The organism is Methylomonas sp. 2F7, assembly GCF_057126975.1.
In genome coordinates this window covers 4,875,637-4,887,947 of sequence record NZ_CP195203.1, presented here as the reverse complement: position 1 = coordinate 4,887,947, position 12,311 = coordinate 4,875,637, and the positions used below count along the sequence as shown (strand labels likewise).

Annotated in this window: 13 protein-coding genes; 9 read left to right on the top strand and 4 right to left on the bottom strand. The window is 51.0% G+C overall.

Annotated features, from left to right (window positions below; genetic code table 11):
- Positions 1-2: 2 nt before the first annotated feature.
- The 5 genes from thiS to trmB all read left to right on the top strand — a co-directional run bounded on the left by thiS (position 3) and on the right by trmB (position 3,635).
- Positions 3-980 carry a sulfur carrier protein ThiS gene (thiS, locus tag ACR64Q_RS22020; RefSeq protein WP_313733150.1) on the top strand — a complete coding sequence of 326 codons (978 nt, stop codon included), beginning with the start codon at positions 3-5 and terminating at the stop codon, positions 978-980.
- Between the two features lie 510 nt (positions 981-1,490).
- On the top strand, positions 1,491-1,682 hold the full coding sequence (locus ACR64Q_RS22015; protein WP_020483833.1) for a (2Fe-2S)-binding protein: 192 nt from the start codon (positions 1,491-1,493) through the stop codon (positions 1,680-1,682).
- Between the two features lie 13 nt (positions 1,683-1,695).
- Entirely contained in the window at positions 1,696-2,013 is a 318-nt protein-coding gene (locus ACR64Q_RS22010; RefSeq protein ID WP_026602927.1) for a hypothetical protein, read from the top strand.
- A gap of 188 nt (positions 2,014-2,201) precedes the next feature.
- Complete coding sequence (locus tag ACR64Q_RS22005) at positions 2,202-2,723, top strand: hypothetical protein (protein ID WP_020483831.1); 522 nt, start codon at positions 2,202-2,204, stop codon at positions 2,721-2,723.
- Between the two features lie 222 nt (positions 2,724-2,945).
- Positions 2,946-3,635, top strand: coding sequence for a tRNA (guanosine(46)-N7)-methyltransferase TrmB (trmB, locus tag ACR64Q_RS22000; protein ID WP_313733149.1), 690 nt, complete (start codon positions 2,946-2,948; stop codon positions 3,633-3,635).
- Between the two features lie 73 nt (positions 3,636-3,708).
- Here trmB and ACR64Q_RS21995 read toward each other — a convergent pair whose 3' ends face one another.
- Genes ACR64Q_RS21995 through ACR64Q_RS21985 form a run of 3 tightly spaced genes read right to left on the bottom strand, consistent with a single transcriptional unit; the run spans position 3,709 to position 6,387 of the window.
- Positions 3,709-4,263 carry a DUF2058 domain-containing protein gene (locus tag ACR64Q_RS21995; RefSeq protein WP_026602924.1) on the bottom strand — a complete coding sequence of 185 codons (555 nt, stop codon included), beginning with the start codon at positions 4,261-4,263 and terminating at the stop codon, positions 3,709-3,711.
- Between the two features lie 54 nt (positions 4,264-4,317).
- Positions 4,318-5,496 (bottom strand): hypothetical protein, encoded by a 1,179-nt coding sequence (locus ACR64Q_RS21990; protein ID WP_231499627.1) that lies wholly within the window; start codon positions 5,494-5,496, stop codon positions 4,318-4,320.
- Positions 5,497-5,541: 45 nt separating this feature from the next.
- A complete protein-coding gene (locus tag ACR64Q_RS21985; protein ID WP_020483827.1) occupies positions 5,542-6,387 on the bottom strand; it encodes an outer membrane protein assembly factor BamD in 846 nt (281 codons plus the stop codon).
- Between the two features lie 83 nt (positions 6,388-6,470).
- Between ACR64Q_RS21985 and rluD the strand changes: the two genes are divergently transcribed.
- Genes rluD through ACR64Q_RS21970 form a run of 3 tightly spaced genes read left to right on the top strand, consistent with a single transcriptional unit; the run spans position 6,471 to position 9,007 of the window.
- Positions 6,471-7,424 (top strand): 23S rRNA pseudouridine(1911/1915/1917) synthase RluD, encoded by a 954-nt coding sequence (rluD, locus tag ACR64Q_RS21980; protein ID WP_026602922.1) that lies wholly within the window; start codon positions 6,471-6,473, stop codon positions 7,422-7,424.
- Positions 7,405-8,130 (top strand): peptidoglycan editing factor PgeF, encoded by a 726-nt coding sequence (gene pgeF / locus ACR64Q_RS21975; protein ID WP_026602921.1) that lies wholly within the window; start codon positions 7,405-7,407, stop codon positions 8,128-8,130. The genes rluD and pgeF overlap by 20 nt, the downstream gene beginning before the upstream one ends.
- A 1-nt stretch (position 8,131) precedes the next feature.
- Complete coding sequence (locus ACR64Q_RS21970) at positions 8,132-9,007, top strand: ZIP family metal transporter (RefSeq protein WP_026602920.1); 876 nt, start codon at positions 8,132-8,134, stop codon at positions 9,005-9,007.
- A 74-nt stretch (positions 9,008-9,081) separates the two neighbouring features.
- On the opposite strand, the gene ACR64Q_RS21965 is transcribed toward ACR64Q_RS21970, so the two are convergent.
- Positions 9,082-9,633 (bottom strand): hypothetical protein, encoded by a 552-nt coding sequence (locus tag ACR64Q_RS21965; protein ID WP_155931135.1) that lies wholly within the window; start codon positions 9,631-9,633, stop codon positions 9,082-9,084.
- Between the two features lie 784 nt (positions 9,634-10,417).
- Here ACR64Q_RS21965 and ACR64Q_RS21960 point away from each other — a divergent pair.
- Complete coding sequence (locus ACR64Q_RS21960) at positions 10,418-12,310, top strand: transketolase C-terminal domain-containing protein (RefSeq protein ID WP_313733148.1); 1,893 nt, start codon at positions 10,418-10,420, stop codon at positions 12,308-12,310.
- Position 12,311: the final 1 nt, after the last annotated feature.

The window sequence follows — 12,311 nt, the reverse complement described above, 5'->3', positions numbered from 1 at the left end:
GCATGAAAATACAGGTCAATGGCGACAATCGCGAATATGGCGAGAACGCCACCGTTGCCGACGTAATTGCCGATTTGGGCTTAACCGGCAAACGCATCGCCGTGGAATTGAACAAGGAAATTTTGCCGTTTACCCAACACGCCAGCCAGCGCTTGCAAAACGATGACCGCCTGGAAATCGTCCAGGCCATCGGCGGCGGTCAAGACGACTATTTCACGCTGGCCGGCAAAAACTATCGGTCACGGCTGTTGGTCGGTTCCGGTAAATACAAGGATTTGGAAGAAACCCGCCTGGCTACCGAAGCTAGCGGCGCCGAAATCATCACTGTCGCTATTCGCCGCACCAATATTGGCCAGAATCCGGGCGAACCCAGCTTGCTGGACGTGATCTCCCCGGACAAATACACGATTTTGCCTAACACCGCCGGCTGCTATACCGCCGACGATGCGGTACGCACCTGCCGCTTGGCTCGCGAATTGTTAGGCGGCCACAAACTGGTGAAGCTGGAAGTGTTGGCCGATCAACTGACCTTGTTTCCAGATGTTGCCGAAACCTATGTCGCCGCCGAATTACTGGTCAAGGAAGGCTTCGATGTGATGGTTTACACCAACGATGACCCGATTGCTGCCAAACGACTGGAAGAGATCGGCTGCGTAGCAGTGATGCCGCTGGCCGCGCCAATCGGTTCCGGTTTGGGCATCCGCAACCCTTACAACATCCTGACCATCGTCGAAAACGCCAAGGTGCCCATCCTAGTCGATGCTGGCGTCGGTACTGCATCCGATGCGGCGATGGCGATGGAGTTGGGCTGCGACGGCGTGTTAATGAACACCGCCATCGCCGCCGCGAAAAACCCGGTTCTGATGGCCTCGGCAATGCGAAAAGGCATAGAAGCCGGTCGCGAAGCCTTCCTCGCTGGCCGGATGCCGCGCAAACGTTTTGCTTCGGCCTCTTCGCCGATTGATGGCTTGTTTTTGTAAGCTCGTATTAGATTAGGTAGTGGAGGAAACTATAAAATTTGTTCTAAAGTTGGTCCACTTAGCTTTTACTGTTTTTTTTGCAGAAACTTGGCTATTCCGAAAACGATGCTGAAAATGTTTCTAACAGAATTGGTTGGGGCGTTTTAGCTGGTTTTATGGCGTTGTTGGTTTTTGTGACAATCAAATACGGAACGTAGGTCGGGTAAGCGGAGACTCCGTGGAAATATCAGAGCGCTTAGTAATAAAACTTCTGATTTTAGCGATTACTCTTGGGGTCTATTTTTTATTAAATACTATAATCCCAAATTTGGATTTCGAGAGTTTACAAAAGAGAGTAATACTGATAGTTGCAGTAACTTCAATTGGATTTTTTATCTTTGTAACTTTTAAATACGGAATGTAGGTTGGGTTAACAATCCCATAGGGCTTGTTGAGCCAACATTTCAAGCCAAACATGTTGAGTGAAACCGCCGTAACGGAACTTGCCTCGATACGCTAAATGCCTAGATTATGAACGCCGTTCAACCAAACACTGAGAACAATGTGCTTTGCTATTGCAGCGGCACCACCGAGCAGCAAATCAAAGCCCTGCTAGCCGAGGGTATCGTCGATCCCGAAAGAATCTCCCGCATCACCGGCGCTGCGTCGGGATGCGGTGGTTGCGAGTTCGAATTGCAGCAACTTATATTCGATCATACTTAAGAAGCATAAGGTAATGGCCTGTTGCGATGATCCCACCGAACCGAAAAAACTCGATCGCCGCGACTTGATCCGCTTACAGGAACAATACGGCGAATTGGTAAGGGATTTGTTTACCGAAGATCCGGAAAAGGTCGTTCTGAAGCTGTTAAACGACGCCAATACTTATTTGACGGAGTTGGCGGCCTTGCATGCCCATCATCCCTCTGTGCGCTTAAGGGCTGTTGAGTTATTGGCACAACCTAGTGCATCGGTGTTGCAACAAATTCTTCAAAAAGAGCCGGATTCCCCGTTCGGTATGGCCGCTCAAGCCCGGCTAACGCAATTGAGGTAGATCATTCGCATACAAACTTCGTTGAATAGCTTGATACTTGTGTTATCTCAACTACATTAGTGAAGCGCTCAACGTAGACTGATCAAATGCTTGGTAGCATGCTATCGCGCATTTCGCGCATGACTTGTCATGATAACCTGCAACAAGATCAGTCACCTCTCCCATCTTAAAGTCTTAAGGATTTCATCATGAAATTGTCGACAGTTACAATTGCGGTGCTAATGTCTCTAGTATCCGGAAATTTATATGCAGACCAATATATATGCAAAAATATTAGTGGGACAATACAGCCGTCCACTGTTGACCCGGATTGCAATATTCTAAAATTCAGGGATCGCCAGTTTCCCGATGTAACTTTTTTGGGACCACTACCTCCCGGCGCGCCACCAGTTTGCTTTATCGGCACCTTAACCGCCACATTAGGCAAAAACCTGAAGCTGACCGGAACGGCATTCTCCGGGCTGTTTGCAAATGGACTGGGTCAATTAACCGGAGCGTCGGCAATTAAATTGAGTGCCGGGCCGGTTGATCTGGGGCGGGTTTTTACTAAAGATCTGATTTTTAATCCTGAAGGTGCGACGACAGAATTATTAACGATGGTTGGCGGCAGCAAAACCTTTAAAGACGGTCGGGGACAATTTGAAATTACCGGCAACATTCTTTATGAGAGCGCGCCATTTACCGGCCAGTTGTGTGTAGAGGACGACTGATTCGGTTTGTACAATTTAGATAAATACGTTTCTAATATGTGTTTTTCGGCAGCTTATCGTTGACGAAAAACACACTTTTTTGCTGACGGAATGCGGCACTAATTTGCTGCAATAGTTACAGGAAACGCTTTTCGCTTCCCTGGACATAGCGGATGTTTAAACTTCAGCTGATATACTCGGCAATCCATATTTAGTTTCACCCGTTTAACGGTCGCTATTCCGATGATTGAACCCCAAAAAATCGACCCTACCCGAATCAAAAGCTTCATCCGCCGCCAAGGCCGCGCTACCGCCGGCCAAAAGCTGGCACTGGAAAGCCATTGGGATAAGTATTGCCTATCGCCGCAAGCTGATTTTGATGCCGAGCGAGCCTTTGGTCGGCAGGCGCCGTTGATCGTCGAGATCGGTTTCGGTAACGGCGACAGTCTGGCGGCGATGGCGGCAGCCAATCCGGATTTGAACTATTTAGGCATCGAAGTACATCGGCCCGGCGTCGGACATTTAATGATGTTGCTGGAACAGCGCGGCATTAACAATGTACGGATTTACCATCACGATGCCATCGAGATTCTGGAGCAAAAAATCGCCGACCACAGCCTGGCCGGTGTGCATTTGTTCTTCCCCGATCCCTGGCAAAAGCGCCGCCATCACAAACGCCGCATCGTCCGTCCCAGTTTCGTGGAATTGCTGAACAAAAAATTGCTGGCCGGCGGCTATTTTCACGCCACCACCGATTGGGAGCATTACGCCAAAGATATGCTGGGGATTTTGTCGGCGGGCACCGGTTTGCAAAACAGCAGCTCCAGCAACGATTTCTGCGAGCGGCCTATTTATCGGCCCTTAACCAAGTTCGAAAACCGTGGTTTGGGTTTGGGTCACGGGGTTTGGGATTTGATTTTTCGCAAGGTTTAAACGGGGCGAGACGCGATAACCCGGTCGCTGAGCGGAGCCGAAGCAATTGCCGGCGCTGCTCAGCCGGCGGTCTTCACCACATCAAATCGTCCGGAATCTGAAACTCCGCATAAGGATCGTCGGCGGCCGCCACGTCTTGCGTCGCTTCGTTCAACACCACAATACTAGCTTTATCCCGCGCCTGTACTTTACGGGCAACTTCCGCCGGCACAATCTCGTAATGTCCGTCTATTTTGGCGATGCCGGCCCGGCCGTTGATCATGGCCTCCCGCACTTTTTCAGCCACGTATAGGGTTTTGACTTTGTTGTCGTCGGTGAAGTTGTAAGCCAAGCCGTTTACGTCCTGAGCGATACGGTTCATGTCGACGATTTGCTTGATTTGCGCGCCCAGGGCTTTTTGTTCCTCGGCCAGCTTGCGTTGCCGATTCAGTTCGCGGTCGCGCTCTACTTGTTGCTGGCGCAGTTGTTCCGCGCTGAGTTTGACCTCATCGACGATTTCGACGCCATTATTGCGTTCCAGCTTGCCTTGCTTGCGCTTCTCGGCTTTGACTTGTTTGAGCTTGGCGTCGTTACTTAGACCGGATTTAAGCAGTTGTTCTTGCAGGGATAGGGTTTGCGGTTTTTTCATGGCTAGACAGCAGTTTAGCAAGGTTAAAATTCCAGGTCAGCATAGCACAAAGTATTACTGGCCCAGCATCTTGCCGGTGGCGTACTGCCACCAGCTCAATGGTTTGGTCAGCGGCACCTCGCAGCGGTCGTAACCACGGTATTCGATACCGCGAAAAATGTCTTCGCGCAGCCATTGATAGGCGGCCGGCGCGCTTTGTTGCAAGCGTTCCGGGATCAGGATGTATTGCGCCACCAACTCGGCGAGTTTTTCTTGCGTGGTACCGTCGTAACGGCCTTCGTTCACTTCACCCAGATATTCGAAAGCCTCAAACCATTTCGACGGCCACAACGCCAATTTGGCCTCGGCGATGATTTTCATGATGTCTTCGTCGTTGGAAATCTTGTGGTATTTGTAGAAAAAATACAGATCGTCCTGGCCATTCCAGAAATGGAAATTATCGATGGTGTGAGCGATTTCATGCACCACGATAGGCAAGCGAAAATCCACCAGATATTGCACGCCGATGTCGCGATAGGTCCCGCCTTCCTTGCCTTTGTCGAAAGCCTTCACGGTAAACACGATCAGATTCTGACCGCTGAATACCTGGGCCACGGTTTGCGAGCGAAAGCCTATGCCCGGCACCAGCGTCAACGGGTGAGTGTGATCCTGCCAGATGCTGTTTTTGTAGTCTTCTTGAAACGCATCGCGTATCAGCTCCTGCATCACCGTCGGTTTATCGGCAATTTCCTGTTCCAGATTATCTACCGGTTTGGCTTTGCTGATGCTTTGTCTTAAAAAGGCCGGAATCTTGCGAATGGCTTTTTCGAACAGGCGCAGGTGGTCGGCGTTGAAGCGCCGCACTTCGTAGCGATAGTCATCGCTGTGTTTGACCACAGTTTTGGTGTCGTAGAACAAGGCCAATGCCCGCCACGCGGCTTCACGGTCATCCCAATATTTTTCCAGTACGCAGAGTTCGCCGGCGGTGTTGTTGGCGCAGTCTTCGCGGTAATCGGCCAAATCGTCGAGATGGTCCTGATTCTTATGATCGGTCAGCACGGCCACCGCTTGTTTACGCAGGCCGGGATGGTCGGCTTCGTAAAAACGGATGATGTCTGCCAGCGCTGCGGTGGGAGTAAATTGTTGCTGGCTTGTAGCGCAAACCAACTCGGTGTTTTGCGACAGCGGGAAAAAGCGGTTTTGAAACAGCGGCGCCGGTTCGGCGGCGTTGACAGCGCCAGCATATAACAGCAACCATCTTAAGCAAGCGCGCCGCAAAACGCTCAAACGGCGCAAACCTTATTTATCCAGACCCATGGCGTCCCACACTTTTTGAATGGCGCCTTCATCCTTGTAATTGGCTTGCGGCGCACCGGCCGGGTAATTCAAGGTGTAAATCCGTTCAGCATCGGCGGCCAATTCGTCCATACCCAGCTGCCGATAGCCGTCCTGCATGATTTGCAAGGCAAACGGCACTGCCGGAGTGCGTTGATATTCCTTGATGATGTGATTGGCACGATTTACAGCGGCGACATAGGCTTTACGGCGCATGTAAAAGTCGGCGACATGGACTTCGTACATTGCCATATTGTTACGGAGTGCGATCATCCGCAGTTTGGCGTCGGCGACGTACTGGCTGTTGGGGTAGCGCCGAATCAGCTCTTGAAAATTATCGTAAGAATCCTTGGCGGGGCCGGGATCACGCTGTGACGAGTCAGTGGGCAGGAAGCGATCAATAAAGCCGATGCCGCGGTTGTAATTGATCAGGCCTTTCAAGTAATAGGCATAATCTACATTTGGGTTACGCGGATGGATTTTAATGAAGCGGTCGGCAGCGGCCAAGCCCGCTTCCGGATCGTCGTTTTTATAGTAAGCATACGCAACATTTAATTGCGCCTGAGCCGCGTAATCGCCGAACGGATACCTCGATTCCAGGGCTTCGTAGAGGGTAACGGCTTTTTGGTAGTTTTTATTGTCCAGCGCTTCCTTGGCTTTTTCATGAAACATCTTGTCATCCCAGCCGGCGTACTCTTCCTCTTTGCCGGCGGAAGAATCCTTGCTCATAAAGGCGTCCAGGGTTTCGCAGCCTTGCAGCATCCAAGCCAGACTGGCGATAAAAACGGTTTTTACTAAAACTAATCGCATACGTTTATCAACACGTTGTAATATTGCGGGTTTTTTGCAGCTTTTGGCGGCGTTCTGGCCGCGAGTATAACTTAAAAACGACTATGACGATATTGACGGCAAGGGTTCCAGAGGAACTGGCGGGTATGCGACTGGACCAGTGTCTGGCCGAAGTGTTTCCGGATTATTCGCGCAGCAAACTGCAAACCTGGATCAAAGCCGGGCGAGTATTGGTGGATGGCGAGATCATGAAAGGCCGCGAAAAATTGGATGGCGGCGAAGAAATCGAGCTGGATGCCGAAGCCGAGCGTGTCATCGAATACGCGCCTCAGGAAATCCCGCTAGACATTATTTATGAAGACGATTCTTTACTCATCGTCAACAAACCAGCCGGCTTGGTCGTGCATCCCGCGGTCGGCAACTGGGACGGCACTTTAGTCAATGCCTTGCTCAATCATGTACCCAGTTTGGATACTCTGCCGCGCGCCGGCATTGTGCATCGCATCGACAAAGACACCAGCGGTCTGTTGATGGTGGCCAAAACCTTACAGGCTCATAACAGCCTGGTCGAACAACTGCAGGAGCGCAGTATCCACCGTGAATATCTGGCGCTGGTAAAAGGCTGGATGACTGCCGGCGGCACCGTGGACGAGCCTATCGGCCGCCATCCGGTGGACCGTAAACGTAATGCGGTGGTGCGTCGCGGCGGAAAAGAAGCGATTACCCATTACCGCCTGGAACAGCGCTTTAAGCGCCATACTCTGATTCGCGTGAAGCTGGAAACCGGCCGCACGCATCAGATTAGAGTGCATATGACGCACATCAATTACCCGCTAGTGGGTGATCAAGTTTACGGCGGTCGCTTTCAAATGCCCGCCGATTGCAGTCCGGCACTGGCCGACGCCTTGCGCAATTTCAAGCGTCAGGCCCTGCATGCCGCCAAACTAGGTCTGGAGCATCCGGAAACTGGCGAGTATTGCGAATGGGAGCAACACATCCCCGAAGACATGCAAAATCTATTGAAACTACTGGCCGAAAATGAATTGGATCAAGCCTGATTGGCCGCTGCCGGCGCATGTGCACGCCGCCGTCACCTTGCGCACCGGCGGCGTCAGCACTGGCCCTTACGCCAGTTTGAATCCGGCCAGCCACGTCAACGACGACCCGCAGCACGTTAAAACCAACCGCTACATCATCAAGGATATGCTGCAACTGCCGTCCGAACCGGTCTGGCTACAGCAAGTGCACGGCACACGCGTGGTGAACGCCGACGAAACCGAGGGTCTGGAGGAAGCGGACGCCAGCTTTGCCGATCAATCCGGCACGGTGTGCGCGATACTGACGGCGGATTGTCTACCGGTACTATTCTGTGGCGACGACGGCGAAGTGGTCGCCGCCGCCCACGCCGGTTGGCGCGGCTTGCAGGCCGGCATCATCGCCGAAACCCTGTATGCAATGAGTTGTCAGGATGTGCATGTTTGGCTGGGTCCGGCGATAGGCCCTGATAATTTCGAAGTCGGCGACGAGGTGCGGGACGCTTTTATTAAAGACAACCCGATTACCGCAGTGGCATTTCGTGCCAGGCAGCCAGGCAAATGGCTGGCCGATATTTACCGCTTGGCGCGCATTAAACTTGCTGAACTGGGCGTGGAACAAGTGTACGGTGGCGACTTCTGTACAGTCGCCGATCCTCATCGTTTTTACTCGTACCGCCGCGACGGCGCGACCACTGGCCGCATGGCCAGCCTGATTTGGAGAGACTAATTTGACTGTGTTGTTGTCGATTATCTTGTTTACCGCGCTGGGTGGTGTGCTTAGCGTGCTGGCTGCTGCGGTCTTTTTATTGCTGCCGGAACACAAGCAAAAGCATGTGCTGCCGCACGGCATCAGCTTTGCGATTGGGGCTTTATTGACCGGCGCATTTTGCGGCTTGATCCCGCACGCTTTCGAAGAAGTGCCGGTCGAGGATATGTCTAGCCTCTCAGCGACGATTCTAGCCGGCATCCTGCTATTTTTTGTGTTGGAAAAACTACTGGTGTGGCGGCACTGCCATTCTCACGCCTGCGAAGCCCACGGCGAAGAATCGCACGACCACCAGCATCACGACCACGGCCATAGTCATTCTGTCCAACCCGCCGGCCACCGCCCTGCCGGCATGTTTATCATCCTCGGCGACAGCATCCATAATTTTGTCGATGGTGTGCTGATCGGCGCGGCGTTTCTAACCGACGTGCAGTTGGGTATCGTCACCAGTCTAGCGGTGGCGGCGCACGAAATTCCACAAGAAGTTGGCGACTTCGCCATATTGCTGCACAGTGGTTACAAACGCGGCGAAGCTTTGTTTTACAACGTTCTTGCCAGCTTAAGCACGGTGGTTGGCGGCGTGTTGGCGTATTTCAGTCTGGGTGACCTGCATCACATCTTGCCCTACTTTTTAACTTTGGCGGCCTCCAGTTTTATTTATATTGCGGTTGCCGATTTGATCCCCTCTTTACATCAAAAGACCGACATCAAAACCTCATTGCAACAGATTGGTTTTATTTTGGCAGGGGTGGTGTTGATTTTGGTGATGCAGAGCATAGCGCATCGGTTTGAAGGCAAAATTGACGAGGGTAGAGTGGAGCAAACAGGTATTGTTTGATCCAGACTTTATAAGGTCACGATTCAGCTATCTCTTCGCCGTACGGACAAAACTTAGACTGCCAGTGCCGTGGCTTAGTAATCATAAGCGTCATCTCGCAATCGGCGGCTAATTTGATAAATGTTTTCGGTATCGAATACATTCGTGTAAGCAGCGGCTTGCCCTTCATGCTTGATATTGCAGCGCCGTTCGCCTTTACGCTTTTCGAGTATGTCTGTCGATACCGGCTTTTGCGTTAAGCGTCTGTCGTTTTTGTGCGAACGAATAAAATATTCTCTGACTTCGACGATTTTATTTTTGAAGCGCTTGCCATGCAGTTTTTTGATGGCAAGTTTACCGGCTTTTTCATCGTCAATAAAAATACGGCCGTGAAACGACAGCACATTGGTCTTGATATTTTTAAGACAAAAGATGTCCGTTTTCAGAATATTGCCAAGCTTGAAGGGAAGTAACAGACAAAACTTGAGGGCGGGGGCGACAAATTCCCCCAACTCGCTTTCTTGCGTAATAGACGGGATATTTTTAATAATCAATATCATAAAGACGCTCTGGTAGTACTTAGCTGTATCCCTCGGATGTTTAATAAGGTCTGGGCCAACACTCACTGCCCTCAATGCGGGAAACATGAAAATCAAGTTGCCGGACTGCTCCCATTGCCCGTAAGTTGATTGGCTTTGACCGTCTTGCTTGTCCTATATAGCGTCAACCAGTCGTTTTACTTTAGGTGCTGGAAACATAGTCCACGTTTCGGATAAATACAACTAATGTGACCTTTCCTTTTGGACAAACCACGTGCGCCGTTTTGCGATTCCTTGCCGCCCCCTTGTCTTGGGCTAGAGTCATCTTTGAACTTACCTATTAGAGCTAGAACGAAGCTAATGGTTCCAAGGCCGCGCTCTTATCCCGCCGATGAGCTGTTTGATATTTTTCTGCTTGCGATTTGGGGTTGTGTATAGGTGAGGCGTATTTCGGCAACACACTACAATCCATTCAATTTGTCCCGCAAAGCCGCGCCGCCGCAAAAAATAAAATAAATTTTTTGCAGCTTATAATCCCCAGGTAGTAGAAACGGCTTGAATAACTAATTGATTTTCCATAGAACGTATTCTGTTACTTGTCTCACAGCTATACAGGCTATCCGTTTCAATTTATATACAGATTAGTAGGTATTTAATAAGTCTTGCAAAGCCCGTTTTAATGGGTGTAAGGTTCGATATGACGGCATGAAAAACAAATTTGAGACTACAAAATAGCAACGGCTTGTGTAAAAAAGCAGCGTTATTGTAGTTAATTAGCAACGGATATTTGCCGGGGCTAAATATTATCTTTGTTCTATGTCGCGTTTAAAAATGACAGCGTAACAACTAGATACGCGTCTATAAAAATAATGTCCTCACCATGAGATTAGTTATGTCCAAATTTCCAATCGATCTTGGCGCTTATCAGCGCATCAGCTTAGATCCAAAAAACCCAACCTTGACCGATGCACAACGTGCCAGCCTGAAAGCCAACATTCAGTTGTGCCGTGATGCGATTGTCTATTTCACAGCCAACGGTGCAGCTCGCGGTGTAGGCGGTCATACCGGCGGTCCATACGATACCGTGCCGGAAGTCATGATCATGGATGCACTATTCCATAGTTCCAATGATTTTGTGCCTATCTTCTTTGATGAAGCCGGTCACCGTGTCGCCACCCAGTATTTGATGTCCACCCTGAACGGCGATTTACCGGCAGAACGCTTGATAGAATACCGTGCCGCACATTCGCATTTGCCGGGCCACCCGGAATTGGATTTCACCCCCGGCGTGAAATTCAGCTCTGGTCGTTTGGGCCACATGTGGCCGTATGTCAACGGCGTAGCCATCGCCAACCCGGCCAAAACCGTTTTCTGCTTGGGTTCGGACGGCTCACAACAGGAAGGTAACGACGCCGAAGCCGCGCGTCTGGCTGTGGCGCAAGGCCTGAACGTTAAACTGATCATCGACGACAACAACGTCACCATCGCCGGCCACCCATCCGAGTATTTGAAAGGCTGTAGCACTGCCAAAACCTTGGCCGGTCAAGGCGTCACTGTGCTGGAAGGCGACGGCGAAGATCTGGACGATTTGTACAAACGCATTATCACCGCCATTAACACTCCAGGTCCGGTTGCGGTCATCAACCACCGCCCGATGTGCCCTGGCATTGTCGGTTTGGAAGGCTCGACCCACGGTCACGACGTTGTGTCGGTGAAAGTGGCGCTGGAATATCTTGAATCGCACGGCCAACAAGCCGCTGCCGATGCATTGCGCGAAGTCAAAGCACCGAAAAACGACGCGGTATTTTTGGGTTCCAGCGATAAATGGGATGCCAACCGCAACGTCTTCGGTGATGCTTGCGTTGAAGTGCTAGGACGCTTGAGCGAAGCGGAACGGGTTGCCAAAGTGCGGGTAGTGGACAGTGACTTGGAAGGCTCTTGCGGGCTGTTCAAGATCCATAAAGCCTTCCCGGAAGTGTTTATCTCCTCCGGCATCATGGAGCGTGGTAACTTCTCCGCTGCAGCCGGTTTTGGTATGGAAGCAGGCAAACAAGGTATTTTCGGCACCTTCAGCGCATTCTTGGAAATGCTGATGTCCGAAATCACCATGGCCAGGTTGAACAAATCCAACGTGCTGAGCCACTTCTCGCATTCCGGTATCGACGACATGGCCGACAACACCTGCCATTTCGGTTTGAACAATATGTTCGCCGATAACGGTTTAAGCGACGGCTACGAAACCAAACTGTATTTCCCTGCAGATCCGTTGCAAATGAAAGCGTGCGTGGAAAAAGTCTTCTTCGATCCGGGCTTGCGTTTTATCTTCTCCACCCGTTCCAAAGTGCCGACCATTCTGGATAGCAACGGCAATGAGTTCTTCGGCGGCGATTATAAATTCGTGCCCGGCAAAGACGAGGTCATTCGCGAAGGTACGGCGGGTTATATCGTCAGCTTCGGCGAAGCCTTGTACCGAGCCCTGGATGCCGTCGAGCGTCTGAAACAACAAGGCGTCGATGTAGGCTTGATCAACAAAGCGACCTTGAACGTCATTGATGAAGACATGCTGGCCAAAATCGGCAAGTCACCGAAAGTGATGGTGGTTGAATCCTTCAACCGCAAAACCGGTTTGGGGAGCCGCATGGGCACATGGTTGCTGGAGCGTGGCTACACACCAAAATACGCTTATATTGCGACGCATAAAGAAGGTTGCGGCGGTTTGTGGGAGCAATTCCCGCATCAAGGTATTGACCCGGCGGGCATCATGGCCAGCTTTTTAAAGGGTTAAT

What these genes read in the sequence shown, in the direction of transcription:
- thiS (WP_313733150.1), top strand. Translation starts at nt 3, where the DNA reads ATGAAAATACAGGTCAATGGCGACAATCGCGAATATGGCGAGAACGCC.
- ACR64Q_RS22015 (WP_020483833.1), top strand. Translation starts at nt 1,491, where the DNA reads ATGAACGCCGTTCAACCAAACACTGAGAACAATGTGCTTTGCTATTGC.
- ACR64Q_RS22010 (WP_026602927.1), top strand. Translation starts at nt 1,696, where the DNA reads ATGGCCTGTTGCGATGATCCCACCGAACCGAAAAAACTCGATCGCCGC.
- ACR64Q_RS22005 (WP_020483831.1), top strand. Translation starts at nt 2,202, where the DNA reads ATGAAATTGTCGACAGTTACAATTGCGGTGCTAATGTCTCTAGTATCC.
- trmB (WP_313733149.1), top strand. Translation starts at nt 2,946, where the DNA reads ATGATTGAACCCCAAAAAATCGACCCTACCCGAATCAAAAGCTTCATC.
- ACR64Q_RS21995 (WP_026602924.1), bottom strand. Translation starts at nt 4,263, where the DNA reads ATGAAAAAACCGCAAACCCTATCCCTGCAAGAACAACTGCTTAAATCC.
- ACR64Q_RS21985 (WP_020483827.1), bottom strand. Translation starts at nt 6,387, where the DNA reads ATGCGATTAGTTTTAGTAAAAACCGTTTTTATCGCCAGTCTGGCTTGG.
- rluD (WP_026602922.1), top strand. Translation starts at nt 6,471, where the DNA reads ATGACGATATTGACGGCAAGGGTTCCAGAGGAACTGGCGGGTATGCGA.
- pgeF (WP_026602921.1), top strand. Translation starts at nt 7,405, where the DNA reads ATGAATTGGATCAAGCCTGATTGGCCGCTGCCGGCGCATGTGCACGCC.
- ACR64Q_RS21965 (WP_155931135.1), bottom strand. Translation starts at nt 9,633, where the DNA reads ATGTTTCCCGCATTGAGGGCAGTGAGTGTTGGCCCAGACCTTATTAAA.
- ACR64Q_RS21960 (WP_313733148.1), top strand. Translation starts at nt 10,418, where the DNA reads ATGTCCAAATTTCCAATCGATCTTGGCGCTTATCAGCGCATCAGCTTA.